This window comes from Alloalcanivorax dieselolei B5, assembly GCF_000300005.1.
GTDB lineage: Bacteria > Pseudomonadota > Gammaproteobacteria > Pseudomonadales > Alcanivoracaceae > Alloalcanivorax > Alloalcanivorax dieselolei.
In genome coordinates, this window is the sequence record NC_018691.1 from 4100001 (window position 1) to 4116610 (window position 16610).

At 61.0% G+C, this 16610-nt stretch carries 14 protein-coding genes; 4 read left to right on the forward strand and 10 right to left on the reverse strand.

The genetic code is table 11. The features are described 5' to 3' along the window. Nucleotides 1-178: 178 nt before the first annotated feature. Nucleotides 179-967 carry a CDP-diacylglycerol--serine O-phosphatidyltransferase gene (gene pssA, locus B5T_RS18265; RefSeq protein ID WP_014996012.1) on the reverse strand — a complete coding sequence of 263 codons (789 nt, stop codon included), beginning with the start codon at nt 965-967 and terminating at the stop codon, nt 179-181. 175 nt (nt 968-1142) lie between these two features. Next, nucleotides 1143-2333, reverse strand: coding sequence for a ketol-acid reductoisomerase (ilvC, locus tag B5T_RS18270; RefSeq protein ID WP_308422527.1), 1191 nt, complete (start codon nt 2331-2333; stop codon nt 1143-1145). Here ilvC and ilvY point away from each other — a divergent pair. Then, nucleotides 2310-3197, forward strand: coding sequence for an HTH-type transcriptional activator IlvY (gene ilvY, locus B5T_RS18275; protein WP_014996014.1), 888 nt, complete (start codon nt 2310-2312; stop codon nt 3195-3197). The genes ilvC and ilvY overlap by 24 nt on opposite strands. 18 nt (nt 3198-3215) lie before the next feature. Here the strand turns inward: ilvY and B5T_RS18280 are convergent, their stop codons facing one another. The 5 genes from B5T_RS18280 to B5T_RS18300 all read right to left on the reverse strand — a co-directional run bounded on the left by B5T_RS18280 (nt 3216) and on the right by B5T_RS18300 (nt 9044). Further along, nucleotides 3216-4358: a C4-dicarboxylate TRAP transporter substrate-binding protein gene (locus B5T_RS18280; RefSeq protein WP_041717116.1), complete on the reverse strand. Its 1143-nt coding sequence runs from the start codon at nt 4356-4358 to the stop codon at nt 3216-3218. 34 nt (nt 4359-4392) lie between these two features. After that, a complete protein-coding gene (locus tag B5T_RS18285; RefSeq protein ID WP_014996016.1) occupies nt 4393-6030 on the reverse strand; it encodes a long-chain-fatty-acid--CoA ligase in 1638 nt (545 codons plus the stop codon). A gap of 170 nt (nt 6031-6200) precedes the next feature. Next, nucleotides 6201-6725, reverse strand: coding sequence for a M23 family metallopeptidase (locus B5T_RS18290; protein ID WP_229682999.1), 525 nt, complete (start codon nt 6723-6725; stop codon nt 6201-6203). 106 nt (nt 6726-6831) lie between these two features. Further along, nucleotides 6832-7323: an acetolactate synthase small subunit gene (gene ilvN, locus B5T_RS18295; RefSeq protein WP_014996018.1), complete on the reverse strand. Its 492-nt coding sequence runs from the start codon at nt 7321-7323 to the stop codon at nt 6832-6834. Continuing rightward, entirely contained in the window at nt 7323-9044 is a 1722-nt protein-coding gene (locus B5T_RS18300) for an acetolactate synthase 3 large subunit (protein ID WP_014996019.1), read from the reverse strand. The genes ilvN and B5T_RS18300 overlap by 1 nt, the downstream gene beginning before the upstream one ends. Nucleotides 9045-9494: 450 nt before the next feature. Between B5T_RS18300 and B5T_RS18305 the strand changes: the two genes are divergently transcribed. Together B5T_RS18305 and B5T_RS18310 are read left to right on the forward strand one after the other, a co-directional pair. Continuing rightward, nucleotides 9495-9941, forward strand: coding sequence for a DUF4124 domain-containing protein (locus B5T_RS18305; RefSeq protein WP_014996020.1), 447 nt, complete (start codon nt 9495-9497; stop codon nt 9939-9941). 123 nt (nt 9942-10064) lie between these two features. Continuing rightward, nucleotides 10065-11186, forward strand: coding sequence for a sterol desaturase family protein (locus B5T_RS18310; RefSeq protein ID WP_041717735.1), 1122 nt, complete (start codon nt 10065-10067; stop codon nt 11184-11186). A gap of 57 nt (nt 11187-11243) precedes the next feature. Here B5T_RS18310 and clpB read toward each other — a convergent pair whose 3' ends face one another. The 3 genes from clpB to rluD all read right to left on the reverse strand — a co-directional run bounded on the left by clpB (nt 11244) and on the right by rluD (nt 15736). Then, nucleotides 11244-13829, reverse strand: coding sequence for an ATP-dependent chaperone ClpB (gene clpB / locus B5T_RS18315; protein ID WP_014996022.1), 2586 nt, complete (start codon nt 13827-13829; stop codon nt 11244-11246). A 192-nt stretch (nt 13830-14021) separates the two neighbouring features. Continuing rightward, the gene (pgeF, locus tag B5T_RS18320; RefSeq protein WP_014996023.1) at nt 14022-14768 is read right to left on the reverse strand and encodes a peptidoglycan editing factor PgeF; all 747 of its coding nucleotides are present in this window, start codon (nt 14766-14768) and stop codon (nt 14022-14024) included. Further along, nucleotides 14765-15736, reverse strand: a complete 972-nt coding sequence (gene rluD, locus B5T_RS18325; protein WP_014996024.1) for a 23S rRNA pseudouridine(1911/1915/1917) synthase RluD — start codon at nt 15734-15736, stop codon at nt 14765-14767. The genes pgeF and rluD overlap by 4 nt, the downstream gene beginning before the upstream one ends. A 55-nt stretch (nt 15737-15791) precedes the next feature. On the opposite strand from rluD, the gene B5T_RS18330 reads away from it, so the two are divergent. After that, nucleotides 15792-16607: an outer membrane protein assembly factor BamD gene (locus B5T_RS18330; protein WP_014996025.1), complete on the forward strand. Its 816-nt coding sequence runs from the start codon at nt 15792-15794 to the stop codon at nt 16605-16607. The last annotated feature ends 3 nt before the right edge of the window (nt 16608-16610 follow it).

Consider the following 16610-nt stretch of genomic DNA (forward strand, 5'->3'; position numbering starts at 1 on the left):
CAACACCTTTTTCATCTCTTTTTTATCAAACGGTCACCTTTTAAGCGAACACCCTCTCAAACGTCTATTTTTTACTCCATGGCGCTGGTTTTTCAACCATTTTCGCCCTCCCCGGCTCATCCTGGGAAGAACAAGGGGCGCCCATGGCGCCCCTGCGGAAATCCGGATTCGAGCCCGATCAGCTATCCGATCGCTTACGCAGTTGCCAGAGATTGAGCAGCAGCCCCACCACCACATAGATCACTGCCACGCTCAACAGCACCAGTGGCGGATCCAGGAAGACAATGGCAAAAGCAACAATGACCCCCAGCAGGACCTTGAATGGTACCCTTCCGATATGAAACTCCTTGAAAGAGTGGTAGCGCACGGAAGACACCATCAGCAGACCAGCGCCCGCCACGGCCAGCGCGACGATCCAGGAGATGTCATTACCGTCCACGCCACGGCTGGCCCCGAGCCACACCAGGGTCGCCACCAGCCCGGCGCCCGTGGGGCTAGGCAGGCCGATAAAGAAACGTTTGTCGGTGGTCTCCGCTTGCACATTGAAGCGCGCCAGACGCAACGCCGCACAGGCCACATAGATGAACGCCGCCATCCAGCCGAACTTGCCCAGCTCCGACAGCCCCCAGGAGTACGCCACCAGCCCCGGCGCCACGCCAAAGGCCACACAGTCGGACAGAGAGTCGTATTCCGCCCCGAACTTGCTCTGGGTATTGGTCAGCCGCGCCACGCCGCCATCCATGCCATCCAGGATGCCGGCGACGATAATGCCGATGGCCGCGTTCTCGAACAGACCGTTCATGGCGGCGACGATGGCGTAGAAGCCGGCGAACAGGGCCCCGGTGGTGAACAGGTTAGGGAGCAGGTACACCCCCTTGTAGCGCGCCCCGGTGCGCTGCTCCGCCTCCACTACCTCGAAGGTTTCCGGTGTCCCGCTTTGCGGGGCTTCCTCTTGCTGCTTGGTCATGATGTATCGCCGACTGAAAAGGTGCGCCTAGTCTAACGCAGCCAACCCCAACAAAAAATTTCCTGGCGCCACCTCGCCCCGGCGCCCGGGATGACCAGGATGCCCGCGACGGACGGCGGCCAAAAAAAACGCGCCCGGAGGCGCGTTTTCGTCGATCACGGACACAGAGCCGCTATCAATTCTTGCTCTTGTCGACGATCTGGTTGGCCTGGATCCACGGCATCATGCTGCGCAGCTTCTCACCCACCTGCTCGATGGGGTGCTCCGCATTCAGACGACGACGAGCGGTCATGCTCGGATAGTTCAGATCGCCTTCCGAAATAAACATTTTTGCGTATTCGCCATTCTGGATGCGCTTCAGGGCATTGCGCATGGCTTCACGGGACTGGTCGTTGATCACTTCCTGACCGGTGGTGTACTCACCAAACTCCGCATTGTTGGAGATGGAGTAGTTCATGTTGGCGATGCCACCTTCGTACATCAGGTCGACGATCAGCTTCAGTTCGTGCAGACACTCGAAGTACGCCATTTCCGGCGCGTACCCGGCTTCCACCAGGGTCTCGAAGCCCGCTTTCACCAGCTCCACGCAGCCACCGCAGAGTACCGCCTGCTCGCCGAACAAGTCGGTTTCGGTTTCGTCCTTGAAGGTGGTCTCGATGATACCGGTGCGGCCGCCGCCGATACCGCAAGCGTAGGACAGTGCCAGGTCCTTGGCCTGACCGGACGCGTCCTGGAAGATCGCGATCAGATCAGGGATACCACCGCCTTTGGTGAACTCGGTGCGCACCGTGTGGCCCGGGGCTTTCGGCGCGATCATGATCACGTCCAGATCCTTACGCGGCACGATCTGGTTGTAATGGATGCAGAAACCGTGGGCGAAAGCCAGGGTCGCGCCCTGCTTCAGGTTCGGTTCGATTTCGTTCTGGTAGATCGCCGCCTGGTACTCGTCCGGCGCCAGTACCATTACTACATCCGCCTGCTTCACCGCTTCCGGAACGCTGGTGACCTTGAGGCCGGCTGCTTCCGCTTTGGCGGCGGAGGCCGAACCCGGACGCAGCGCCACGGTTACGTCCACACCGGAGTCCTTCAGGTTGTTGGCATGGGCATGGCCCTGGGAGCCGTAACCAACGATGGCCACTTTCTTGCCCTGGACCAGAGAGAGGTCACAGTCTTTGTCGTAATAGACTTGCATGGTCGTAATCCTGTTGTGGAGTGAATGCGAAGCGGCCCGGCAGGCCAGCACTGGCTGGTCACGATAGGCTATCAAGGGCATTGCGTAAAATGATATATTTGCAATGCTGTATGCCGAAATTCGCAATAAACCCTGCCTGTGGACCCCGCGATGGATATCCGCGCTCTGGAACATTTCCTGACCCTGGCCGAGACCCTGCACTTCGGCCGCACCAGCCGTTTATGCCACATCAGCCCCTCCGCGCTGAGCCGCAGCATCCGGCAGTTGGAGCAGGAGGTCGGCACCACTTTGCTGTATCGGGACAATCGCCGGGTCAGCCTCACCCGCGAAGGGGAGCGCTTCCGCGACTACGCGCGCCAGGCGGTGAGCGACTGGAATACGGTACGCCTGGCACTGCAGGATGACCAGCGGGTGCTCCGCGGCGAACTGAGCCTGTATTGTTCGGTCACCGCCAGCTACAGCTTTCTCCACGACATGCTCAGCAGCTTCCGCGCCAACTTCCCTCGCATCGAGATCAAGTTACACACCGGCGATCCGGCCCAGGCGGAGGAACGGGTTCTGTCCGGCACCGAGGACATCGCCGTCGGCGCCCGTCCGGTGCAAATGCCCAATGGCATCGCCTTTCACCCGGTAACCCGCTCGGCCCTGCTGTTCATCGCCCCCGCCAGTCAACCGCAGCTGGCCGAACGGCTGTCCGGCAAGGCCGCCGGCAACGCCTGGCGGGACGTCCCCATGATTCTGTCCGAGGAGGGGCTGGCCCGGGAGCGTACCGACCGCTGGTTTCGGGATCTGGGCCTGCGCCCGCAGATCTACGCCCAGGTCAGTGGCAATGAGGCCATCGTCAGCATGGTCAGTCTGGGGTTTGGCGTCGGCGTGGTGCCGCAGATCGTGCTCGATAACAGCCCGCTTGCCAGCCGCATCCGCATTCTCGATGTGCAGCCACGGCTGGAAGCTTACGAGGTGGGTTTATTCGCCCTGGAGAAGAGATTGGGAGAGCCGCTGATCGACGCTTTCTGGAACCAGCAGAATCCGGACTGACGGCTCTCCCGTTTCCGATCACATCCCGTAACGGGCCGGATCGACTTTCGAGAACACCTCGCGCCAATACAGCTGCGCCAACTGCTCCGGGCTCTCAACACCGTCCACCAGGTCTTGCCAGCGCTGCAACAAAGGCCGGAAGGCGTCGATCAGTTCGGCGGCGTTCTCCACGCCATGGCGCGTGCGGTAATTCTCCGCGATGGTTTCCACATCCTTATCGATGAAGGCCTGGGTTTCGACACGGAAAGTCTCTCCGGCCTGATGCACAGTGATGCCGTTTTCCTTCGCGGCGGCCAGGTTCTCCGCACCAAGGGCGTCGTAACCCCAGGAGGCTTCCGCGGAAAACACCGCCGAGGCTTTCAGTACCGCGCGCCGCTCGGCGTCACTCAGCCCCCGCCAGGTATCACGGTTCATGTTGTTCACACCGGAACCACCGAACACGCCGCCCGGAACGCCCAGAGTGATGTCCGTGACCACTTCATCCAGTTTGAAGATCGACAGCTCCGTGGTGGTCTGTACGGTGCAATCCACCACCCCCTGATTCAGCCCTTCGTAGATCTCGTTCACCGACATGGTGATCGGCGTGGCGCCCATCTTCTCCACCCAGCGGGCCCACTGGGCGCCGGAGGTGCGCACCCGCTTGCCCGTCAGATCCTTTGCTTCCCGGATCGGCGTGGTACACAGCAGCGGCAGCGTCGGAGTGGAGCCGGATCCGAGAAAGACCTGATTTTGCGCTGCCAGCTCTTTCTGACACCCCGGGCAGGACTGGAACAGAAACTCGGAGAAAGCGCCAGTGAAAATCAGCCCCGCGTGGGCAGGATCTTCACCACCGGCGTTGAGCAACATGGAGATCTCCGCCAGCATGTTGATACGCGGATACTCCCCCGGGAAGTACGGGAACAATACCACGGCCGCGTCCGCCATACCGTCACGCACACCGGCGGAGCTTTCCAGCAGATTAAGCAGCGTCAGCGAAAAGACCCGGGCGGAAAGCGCGCCATCCGTCTCATCCTTCAATACTTGCGTATACTTCTGAGCGGCCTGTTCCGCCACCGAGTTGGGCGGGTAACCGGAAGCGAAACGCAGGGACTTGGCGTACCCCGGCCCCGACATGAAAACAGCGGCAAACGCCAGCAACGCCAGGCATCTTCGTAGCTTCATCATTATTCTCCTGATTCAGGATCATGTGACATCTTCACAATGAGAAAGACGCCGTCTCGTCATAGAGTTCTTTCTTGGACAGCTTGCCCACCGGTGTCTTCGGTAATTCGTCGCGCAACGCCAATGCACGCACCATCTCGTGCTTGCCAAGACGATCAGCGAGAAAGTCCTGCAGACTTTCCAATGTCAAAGAGGCGGCGGATTGGCGCAAACGAACGAAAGCCATCGGAGACTGCCCGCGGTAACTGTCTTTTACGCCGATCACCGACACTTCCTCCACGTCCGGGTGCTCGTAGATGGCTTCCTCGATCACTCTCGGATAAACGTTGTAGCCGCTGCACAGGATCATGTCCTTGGTACGATCGACGATGTACACATAGCCGCGCTGGTCCATGTAACCCACATCGCCGGTGCGGAAGTAACCGTCCTCGGTGAACGAGGCCGAGGTGGCATCAGGGTTGTTCCAGTAGCGCGGCATGACATTGGGCCCGGCAACACAAATCTCACCACGCTCACCGGCGGCCAGCGAGCCTTCCGCGTCCATGGGTGCGATCTTCATCGACACACCGGGCACCAGACAGCCACAGGAACCTTGCGGTGGGCGTTCTCCGGTGAGCGGCGTGTAGGTACCCACCGCGGTGGTCTCCGTCATGCCCCAGCCTTCACCGAGACGGCACCCGGTCAGCTCCTGAAAGCGCTGCTGCACTTCCACCGGTAAAGGAGCACCGCCGGAATTGCACAGTCGCAGCGAAGTAAGATCGTATTGCGTCACCTGAGGATGATGGATCAGTGCGATGAACATAGTGGGTACCGCCGGCAATACCGACAGGCGATGTTCATGCACCGCATTCAGTACCGCATCGGGATCAAAGCGGCTGTGCAAATAGAGCTCCGCCGCCAGCCGGATACCGAACAGCAGGTTGACGGTCATCGAGTAAATATGAAACGGCGGCAGCACCGCCAGCACCCGTTCCTGGCCGGTTTGCAAATCACCGGCCAGAGCCGCCATCAGTTGCTGGCAGCCGCGGGTGAGATTGCCGTGGGTCAGCTCCGCCCCTTTCGGCACGCCGGTGGTGCCACCGGTGTATTGCAGCACCGCCAGCGTATTTTCCGGATCCGCCACCGCATAGGGCTGAAAGTCCCCTTCATTATTGAGCAGGTCGGCGAAGCTGAGAATTGCCGCCTCCGATCCGGCACCGGTAGTGCCCTCCCCGGTGAAGTCCGTGGGCGTACCCACCACCAGAGTCCGCAGACGGGAGGTCTCCAGAAATCCCCGGATCCGCGGCAATAGTTCCGGCACATCCAGCGTCACCATAATGTCGCTGTGGCTGTCTTCAATCTTGTGCGCCAGAGTACGTTCCGCATCCAGAGGGGAATAATTGACGACGGTGCCACCGGCTCTCAATACACCCAGAAAGGCGATGGCGTAGTGAGGCGTATTGCCTAGAAACAGGCCAACATGGACACCGGGCTTCACTCCCAGATCCTGAAAGCCCCGGGCGGCCCGGTTTACCAAACGATGAAAATCCGCATAGGAAAGCCGTACGCCTTCAAAATACAGAGCGGGATGTTGCGGAAAGCGAGCCGCGGTTTCTTCCAGTGCTTGATACACCGGCTCCGCCGCGAACACCGCCGCGTCCCTGACCTGGCCCGAGGCCTGGCTTGCAGTCATGGCAGCTCCTTGTTGTTGTCATGGGCTGAACAAAATCGACCCTAGCCTAGGTGGGGCTGGCCCGGCATGACCAATGAATGGTTTTCATGGAGCGCTATAAATGTGGGGAGGGGGGAATGGCCGCACGAGGCAGCGGCGCCAAGGAGGCCATAGTGGAGAATGGGCGGTTTTCAGGGCCCCCGCGAGGTAAACATGTCGACAGGGTTGAGAAAGAACATCTTCTTCCAACCCTGTGTCTCCGTCGTCATCCGCCAGGGCAAGGGAATCAGGGACAGCACCGAATAATGCAAATGGGGCGGCTTCCCCCTGGCATTGCCGGAATCCCCGACCCCGCCTATTTGGCGCCCTTTCGCCACCCATAGGGGCACCGGAGTGGCCGGCTCATTCAGATGCGCGTAGTAGTGAAGGCGCCATTTCGGGCCGAGTACGACCACCACCTTGCCGCCCAGACGCAACTCCCCCTGATATAACCGGACACCGGCAACGGCGGAAACCACCGGCGTCCCCCGGGCGGCAAAGATATCGATGCCTTTATGCACCCCGGAAGCGCCCCAGGGTTCAAACCAGAAGGATTGCGGGTGCCAATCGCTGGCCGTGGCGCCTTGCACTGGAATGCGAGCGTGTTCCGGGATCAGCAGTCCCGCCACGACCAGGACCAATAGGGCCCAAAGCACACCTTTCATCCGTCTAACCATCACGAACTTTTCCTCAGCTCTTGAGACACCGTCCCGAGGCTCTCCGCAAAAACAACAAACCCCGCACCAGGCGGGGTCTGTTGTTTTCGGTCGAAAACGCGAACCGTCAGAGGCTCAACACTTTCTCCCCACGGGCAATACCGGACACGCCGGAGCGTACCACTTCCAGCACCTGGGTTTCACCGATGGCGTTGATGAACGCCTCCAGCTTGTCGGTGGTGCCGGTGAGCTGGACGGTATAGACCGTGGCGGTGACGTCCACGATCTGGCCACGGAAAATATCCACGGTACGCTTCACTTCCGCGCGCTGGGCACCGGTGGCCTTGATCTTCATGAGCATGATCTCACGTTCGATATGAGCCCCTTCGGTGAGATCCACCAGCTTGACCACCTCGATCAGCTTGTTGAGGTGTTTGGTGATCTGCTCGATCTTGTACTCGTCACCGGTGGTGGTCATGGTCAGACGCGACAGGGTCGGGTCCTCCGTGGGCGCCACGGTGAGCGTCTCGATGTTATAGCCTCGCTGGGAGAACAGAGCCACCACCCGGGACAGGGCGCCGGGTTCGTTTTCCATCAGAATCGAAATGATACGTCTCATCAGGTCCGCTCCGTCTTGCTCAGCCACATATCACGCATGGCGCCATCGGCGATGTGCATCGGGTACACGTGCTCGGTGGGGTCCACGTAGATGTCCATGAATACCAGACGGTCCTTGAGCGAGAACGCTTCGTTCATGGCGCCTTCCAGGTCCTCGAATTTCTCCACCTTGAAGCCCACATGGCCATAGGCCTCGGCCAGTTTGACGAAGTCCGGCAGGGATTCCATATAGGACTGGCTATGGCGGCCGCCGTACTGCATATCCTGCCACTGGCGCACCATGCCGAGGGCCTGGTTGTTGATGTTGATGATCTTCACCGGCAGGCCGTACTGCAGGCAGGTGGACAGCTCCTGGATGTTCATCTGGATCGAGCCTTCACCGGTAACACAGGCGACTACCGCGTCCGGGAAGGCGAACTGCACCCCCATGGCCGCCGGCAGTCCGAAGCCCATGGTGCCCAGACCACCGGAGTTGATCCACTGGCGCGGACGGTCGAACTTGTAGAACTGGGCCGCGAACATCTGGTGCTGCCCCACGTCGGAGGTGACGTAGGCCTTGCCTTCGGTGGCCTTGTACAGAGCCTGAACCACCTGCTGCGGTTTCATCGGGCCGTTTTCATTGGTTTCATAGCGCAGGCCGTGAAACTCCCGCCAACCGTCGATTTCCTGCCACCAGCGCTCCAGCGCCTTGTGGTCCGGCTCACTGTCCTGCTCATCGAGCATGGCCAGCATTTCGTCCAGCACCTGCTGCACCGGGCCAACGATGGGGATATGCGCCGCCACGTTCTTGGAGATGCTGGCCGGATCGATATCGATGTGAATCAGCTTGGCGCCCGGGCAGAACTTCTTGGTGCTGTTGGTGACCCGGTCGTCCAACCGCGCGCCAGCGGCCAGGATCACATCGGCACTGTGCATCGCCATATTGGCTTCGTAGGTCCCGTGCATACCCAGCATGCCCAGAAACTGACGATCAGTGCCGGGGTAAGCGCCCAACCCCATCAAGGTGTTGGTCACCGGGAAGTTGAGCTTATGGGCCAGTTTGGTCAGCGCTTCGCTGGCCTCGCCCTGGACCACGCCGCCACCGGCGTAGATCACCGGACGCTTGGCCTTGAGCAGCTCCTCCACCGCCTTGCGGATCTGACCGGAATGACCACGGGTCACCGGCGCGTAGGAACGCAGCTTGACCTTCTTCGGGTATTCGTACGGGAAGGTCTTGTTAGGCGCGGTGTGGTCCTTGGGAATATCGATCAATACCGGGCCGGGACGGCCGGTGGTGGCGATATAGAACGCCTTTTTGAAGATCTCCGGAATGTCCTTGGGATCGCGCACCATGAAGCTGTGCTTCACCACCGGACGGGAGACGCCGATCATATCGGTCTCCTGGAAGGCGTCATCGCCAATCCAGTCGGAGCGCACCTGGCCGGACAGCACGATCATCGGGATCGAATCCATGAAGGCGGTGGCCAGGCCGGTAATGGCATTGGTGGCGCCGGGGCCGGACGTCACCATCACCACGCCGGGTTTGCCGGTGGCGCGAGCGTAACCGTCGGCGGCGTGGGTCGCCGCCTGCTCATGGCGCACCAGAATATGACTGACTTTGTCCTGCTGGAATAACGCGTCGTAGATGTGCAGAACGGAGCCTCCGGGATACCCGAAGATGTACTCCACACCCTCTTCTTGCAGTGCGCGGACAACCATATCCGCGCCAGATAACATTTCCACGGTTGCTACCTCTAAGTTCAGAACAATAGCGATCACCCCGCCGAGAGCGGAGGACAACGTTTACCTGTGGAATAGGGCGCCCTATTTAAGCACCCTGGGGTCGGTCGCGGCGGTTGGCCGGCAACAGACACAGGCAGAGGGACCTGGAGGAATCGTGCCCGCGACGGGGTGAGAAACCTCCGGAGGTTCCCACAGCGGGACGAGAGTGCAGTCATACTGCTGACACCGGACGCCGCGGTAACGACGCCCCGAATCCCGGCCACACAGCCACCGGTAAGTGGTTGCGGGTCCCGATCTCCGGAAAGGTCTTAATATTGTCAGAAATGCGGGCGATTTCAAAGCCCTAATGGCCACAGTACCTTGCCTGGCCGGCGGGTTCATTGGCATGCTTGGGCAGCTAATACTTTTTTCGGAGGGGAATCCCGGATCACGTCTCCGGGCCGGATCACTATGAAACCATTACTCATTGCCGCCGCCTTGCTGATCGCCAGCCCGTATCTTCCGGCCGCCACCTACTACAAATGGGTGGACGACCAGGGCGTCACCCACTACGACGTGCAACCCCCGGAGGGCCAGGAAGCCCAATCAGTGCGCACCCGCCGCTCCGCCAGCTCCGACCAGGCCGACGCCCTGGAAAGGCTGGAACAGGACCGCGCCCGGCGCGCCCGCCCCGGCGCGGAGGAGGCCACCACCGAAGCTGACGGCGCCGTAAGCGAGGAAACCCGGGCAGCCTGCGACCAGCACCGGCGGAATCTGGCGGCCTTGACGGAAAAGCCGCTGGTGCGCCGTGAAAACCCGGATACGGGCGAAATGGAGGTTCTGGACCAGGAAAAACGGGCCAAAATCCTGGAACAGACCCGTGCCGCGGTGTCATTCTGCGATAGCCGCGGGGCGTGACGCTATTTGTTACTACCAGGGGTGGTCCCCTCACCGGCTTTCAGGCTTAAAATGCCCCGAGCCCCGGATATTATGATCCGGTATCACGCCGCCGGCCTGGTGGTTATCCAAGGACAGCGCAACATGACGGATTATTTGAGAGAACGCTTCGAAGACGTGGATCTGACACCCGGCCAGGGCAAGATCAGCGCCACCATCGCCGTTGGCCTCGGCCTGCTTTCCCTGCTCGGCGGCTTCTGTTTTCTGTTTCCGAATCTGCTCACCACACCGGAATTTCGTGCTTTCTATAGCGCCGATGTGCTGCGCATGGTGCTGTTCGCCGGTATCGCCGTTGCTTTCTGTGCCGGTTTTATCAGTGTCTGGCGCCACCAGGATCCACGCTATGGCCTGGCTGGCATGATCATGGCCTGCATGGCCGCCCTGCTCGGCTCCGGCAGGATCGACGTACCGCCGATGGACGGCCGCAGCCTCTACGCCGGGCTGGACTATTTCATCCTCACCTTGCTGGTACTGGCCCTGGTGTTCATTCCCATGGAACGGATCTATCCGAAGGATCCGCAACAAAGAGTGCTGCGCCGGGGCTGGATCACGGACATGAAGTACTTCCTGTTCAGCCACGTCGGGCTGCAACTGATCAGTTTTTTCACCGTGATTCCGATCCAGGTGTTCCTGCATGACAAAGTCGACATCGGCTTCCAGCAGGCCATCGCCAGCCAGCCGCTGTGGCTGCAGTTCATCGAGATTCTGATCGTGGTGGATCTGGGCAGCTATTGGATTCACCGGGCGTTCCATGAAGTGCCCTGGTTGTGGAAGTTTCATGCCGTGCACCATTCCACCCAGCACATGGATTGGCTTGCCTCATCACGGCTGCACGTGGTGGAAATCGTCGCCAACCGCTTCGTCGGTTATTTGCCGATCTTCATCCTCGGCTTCTCGCCATCGGCGGTGTATGCCTATCTGGTGTTCATTTCCTTCCACGCGATTTTCATCCACGCCAATGTGCGTTTCCGTTTCCCACTGCTGCGCTGGGTCATCGCCACCCCGGAATTCCACCACTGGCACCACTCCTCCGAGGACGAGGCAGTGGACAAGAACTACGCCGCTTTCCTGCCGCTCTACGACAAACTGTTTGGCACGCTGCACATGCCCGACAAACTGGCGGCACGGTACGGTACCCGCGCCAGCACCCAGGTACCGGAAGGCGTGGTGCAACAGTTCACCTTCCCGTTCCGACGTTCCTCCTGAACGCAAAACGCCGGCCCGAAGGCCGGCGTTGTTGTACCGCCGAAATGGCGCGGACAATTACCCCTTGGTGAAGGTGAACTTGCCGTCCGCCACATCCACGTTGATGGCATCGCCCTGAACAAACTCGCCTTTGAGCAGCGCCTGCGCCAGCGGGTTCTCCAACTGGCTCTGGATTGCCCGCTTCAGCGGCCGCGCTCCGTATACCGGATCGAAGCCCGCTTCCACCAGTTTGTCCAGCGCCGCGTCGGACAGCGTCAGGGACATTTCCCGATCCACCAGCCGCTTGCGCAGATAGTCGAGCTGAATGCCCGCGATGCCTTTCAACTGAGCCTGCCCCAGCGGATGGAACACCACCGTTTCGTCCACCCGGTTGATGAACTCCGGGCGGAAATGCTGGCCGACCACTTCCATTACCGCGGCTTTCATTGCCTCATAATCGCCTTCACCGGCCATGCGTTGGATCAGGTCCGACCCCAGATTCGAGGTCATCACCACCACCGTGTTACGGAAGTCCACGGTGCGGCCCTGGCCATCGGTAAGGCGGCCATCTTCCAGTACCTGCAACAGTACGTTGAAGACATCCGGGTGCGCCTTTTCCACTTCGTCCAGCAACAGCACGGAATACGGCTTACGACGCACCGCTTCGGTGAGATAACCCCCTTCCTCATAACCGACATACCCTGGAGGCGCGCCGATCAACCGGGCCACGGAATGCTTCTCCATGAACTCGGACATGTCGATGCGCACCATGGCTTCCTCGGTATCGAACAGGAAACCGGCCAGTGCCTTACACAGCTCCGTCTTGCCCACCCCGGTGGGACCAAGGAACAGGAAGCTGCCATTCGGACGGTTCGGGTCCGACAGCCCGGCACGGGAACGCCGTACCGCGTTGGAGACCGCTTCCACCGCCTCGTCCTGACCAACCACGCGATGATGCAGCGCCTCTTCCATGCGCAACAGTTTCTCGCGCTCGCCCTCCAGCATCTTGGACACCGGAATCCCGGTCCATTTGGAAACCACTTCCGCCACTTCCTCATCGGTGACCTTGTTGCGGAGCAACTGGGTTTCCACCTGAGCGGCTTCCTCGCGTTCCTGGGCCTGCTGAACCTTCTTCTCCAGCTCCGGGATCACCCCGTACTGCAGCTCGGACATGCGGTTCAGGTCGCCGGCGCGGCGTGCCTGTTCCATATCCACACGGGCCTGTTCCAGTTCCGCCTTGTACTGCTGAGCACCCTGCAACGCGGCTTTCTCCGCGTTCCAGATCTCTTCCAGATCGGCGTATTCCTTCTCCAGGGCGGCGATGTCCGCTTCCAGTTTTTCCAGCCGTTTCCTGCTCGCCTCGTCCTCTTCCTTGCGCAGCGCCTCCCGCTCCATCTTCAATTGGATCAGGCGCCGATCAAGGCGGTCCATTTCCTCTGGCATGGAATCGATTTCCATACGGATACGACTGGCCGCTTCATCGATCAGATCGATGGCCTTGTCCGGCAACTGGCGGTCGGTGATGTAACGATGGCTCAGTTTGGCGGCGGCGATGATGGCACCGTCGGTGATGTCGACACCATGGTGAACCTCATAGCGTTCCTTCAGGCCACGCAGGATGGCGATGGTGTCCTCCACGGACGGCTCGTCCACCAGCACTTTTTGGAAGCGACGTTCCAGAGCCGCATCCTTTTCGATGTATTGACGATACTCGTTCAGCGTGGTGGCACCGACGCAATGCAGCTCGCCGCGCGCCAGCGCCGGCTTGAGCATGTTGCCCGCGTCCATGGCGCCATCGGCCTTGCCGGCACCGACCATGGTGTGTAGCTCATCGATGAACAGAATCACCCGCCCTTCCTGTTTGGACAGCTCGTTGAGCACGGCTTTCAAGCGCTCCTCGAACTCACCACGGTATTTGGCGCCAGCGATCAGCGCTGCCATATCCAGGGACAGAACCCGCTTTTCCTTGAGCCCTTCCGGCACTTCGCCATTGACGATACGTTGCGCCAGCCCCTCGACGATGGCGGTTTTACCAACACCCGGCTCACCAATCAGCACCGGGTTGTTCTTGGTCCGGCGCTGCAGCACCTGAATGGTACGGCGGATCTCATCATCCCGGCCGATCACCGGATCCAGCTTGCCGCTTTCGGCGCGGGCGGTAAGGTCCGTGGTGTACTTCTTGAGGGACTCCATACGGTCCTCGGCGTTGGGGTCGTCCACCGATTCACCACCACGGACTTGCTGAATTTTCTCCGCCAGCACCGCCTTGCGCACACCGGCGTTTTTCATCAGTTTGCCGACATCACCGTTGTCGTCACAGGCCGCCAACAGCACCGCTTCGGTGGAAATATACTGATCACCGCGTTGTTGAGCTTCCCGGTCCGCCAGGTTCAACAGGCGGCCCAGATTCTGGGAGAGCTGAACGTCTCCGGTGAACTGGCCAACGGTGGGCAGCTTGTCCATCGCCATCTTCAGGGCGGTGATCACATCGGCCGGATTGGCGCCGGCCTTTTCCAGCAACGGCGTGGCGACGCCGCCGCGTTGTTGCAGCAGAGCCAGCATCAGATGCACCGGCTCAATGGCGTTGTGGCTCTGCCCCACCGCCAGCGATTGGGCCTCGCCCAAGGCTTCCTGCAGACGAGCGGTCAGTTTGTCCATTCGCATGAATGACTTCTCCTGGTTGCGCGTAAAACTCCGGCCCTCAACCACAAGGTTTCAGCGGCACCGAAATTTACCGACTGTTCAAAATCTGATCTATAAATGCGGGCGGCGCCCTGGAATTCAAGCAGCCCATCCCGGAAAAACCGCCGATATTGATCCAGATTAAGAAAAACGGAGATGGCGGGCCCGCCCCGATCAGGGCTCAAGCCAAACAAGAGAAGCAAAGCGGCCGGTCTGGCCTTCCTGGCGGTAGGAATAGAAGTGGGTGGGGTCCCCGGCGGTGCAATGTTCGCCTCCGGATACGTCTTCCACACCGGCCTGATGTAACACCAGGGTAGCGGCATGGGTCAGCGAGAAACGCCAATGGCCAGGGGTGGCGTCACGCGTGAAAGCGGGCTCGAACAATTCCGAGGAGTCCATGAAGGCGCGGCGCACCTCTTCCCCCACCTGATAGACGCGCCCGGAAATTGCCGGCCCCAGCCAGGCGGACAGCGCCTCCCCTTCCGGCGCCAGGATCGACACCGCCCTTTGCACAATCCCCGCATGCAGCCCGCGCCAGCCGGCGTGCACCGCGGCCACCGCGCTGCCATCCTGACGCGCCAGCAATACCGGCAGACAATCCGCGGTGAGCACCACACAGGGCCAGCCACTCTCGTCGGTCCAGACCCCGTCAGCGCTATTATCCCGTTCACCGGCACGAATTACCCGGTCACTGTGGATCTGCCGCAGCCAGGCCGGAGGATGGTCCACTTGCAGCAACCGGTGCACATGGCGGCGGGCAACGTCTACCCGGGAGGGTTCGTCACCGCAGTTGGCGCCGAGATTGAATCCGGCCCACGGAGGGGGCGAGTGGCGCCCCAGGCGGGTGGTGACCACCGACCGCACCCGCGGGTGCGGGTGCCATTCCGGCCAGAGCCACTGACTGACATCCGGCAGCGTCATTGCGCCTCCCGGTCCTCCTCGAGGACCCGAATCAGAGTCTGCAGGTCTTCCGGCAGCGGCGTTTCGAATTCCAGATACTCGCCGCTGACCGGGTGCACCAGGCCGAGGCGGCGGGCATGCAGGGCCTGCCGGGGGAACCGGCGCAACGCCTCGCGTAAGGCCTCGGTGGCGCCAGCGGGAAACTTCAGGCGACCACCGTACAACGGATCTCCCATCAACGGATAGTGGCGGTGGGCCATGTGCACGCGAATCTGATGAGTCCGTCCGGTTTCCAGGCGGACCTGGATCCGGGTGTGGGCCCGGTAGCGGTCCATTACACGGAAGTGCGTCACCGCCGGCTTGCCCCCCTGAGCCACCACCGCCTGGCGTTTACGGTCCACCGGATGACGGCCTATGGGCGCATCCACGGTGCCGCCACCGGTCATCACCCCGACAGCAATGGCTTCGTACTCACGATGCAGACTCTTGTCCTGCAGTTGCGCCACCAGCCCGTTATGCGCCTCCAGGGAGCGAGCCACCACCATCAGACCGGTGGTATCCCGATCCAGGCGGTGGACGATGCCGGCCCGGGGCAAACTTGAGAGACGTTCATCCAAATGGAGCAGTCCATTGAGCAAGGTTCCATCCGCATGACCCGCCGCCGGATGCACCACCAGTCCCGCCGGCTTGTTGATGACGATCAGATCCTCATCCTCGTACACCACCGGCAAGCTGATCGCCTCGGGCTGATCCTCCAGCTCCGGCGCCAGCTCCGCCTCCAGGGTCAGGCTCTCGCCGCCCACCAGCTTGTCCTTGGGGCGCGCCTTGCGGCCGTTGACGGTCAGCGCGCCTTGCTTGATCCAGGTTTGCAGCCGTGAGCGGGAGAATCCCTCGAACAGTTCCGCCGCCACCTGATCCAAGCGGGCGCCGGCGTGATCCACGCTTACCTGCTCGGTGCGTTGAATTTTCTCCCCGCCGAGATGTCCCATATCGCAACCTGTGATTAAATAGCGCTCCATTGTAGCGCGTCGAACCGAGGAAAAAATGCCACGTCTGTTTTGGCCCCTGATTATCGCCGTGATGGTGAGCGCCTGTTCCAGCAAGCCCGTCGAGAGCCCGGAGCGCACCGAGGTCGAGCAATATAAGCAGGCGCGGGAGTCGCTGGAAGCGAAAAATTACCTGACCGCCATCGACAGCCTGAAGGAACTGGAGGCCCGCTTCCCTTACGGCACCTATGCCGAACAGGCGCAGCTGGACCTGATCTATGCCCAGTTCATGTCTCAGGACTACCCCGCCGCGGTGGTCGCCGCCCAGCGCTTCATCCGCTCCTATCCGGCCCACCCGAGCCTGGACTACGCCCTCTATATGCATGGGCTGTCCAACTATTACCTGGAGCGCGGCCTGTTCGATAACATCATGAGCACCGACAAGTCATCCCGTGACCTGAGCGCGGCCCGCAATGCCTTCGAGGACTTCGAACGTCTGGTGCATCGCTTCCCGGACAGCGACTACGCCCCCGACGCCCGTTCACGCATGGTGTTCATCCGCAACCAGTTCGCTGCCCAGGAGCTGCATGCCGCCCGCTACTACGCCCGTCGCGGCGCCTATATCGCCGCCATCAACCGGGCTCAATACGTGGTGCGTCACTATCAGGGCACGCCCTCGGTACCGGAAGCGCTGGCGATCATGGCCAAGGGCTACGAGCGTATCAATCAGCCGGAACTGGCCGACAAGAGCCGCCGGGTACTGACGCAGAACTGGCCGGATTCCGACTATATGAACGACGACCGGGTCACCCTGTCCTGGTGGCCGGACAAGGACAACGGCATCCTCAGCCTGCTGACCTTCGATTTGCTGTAAGGG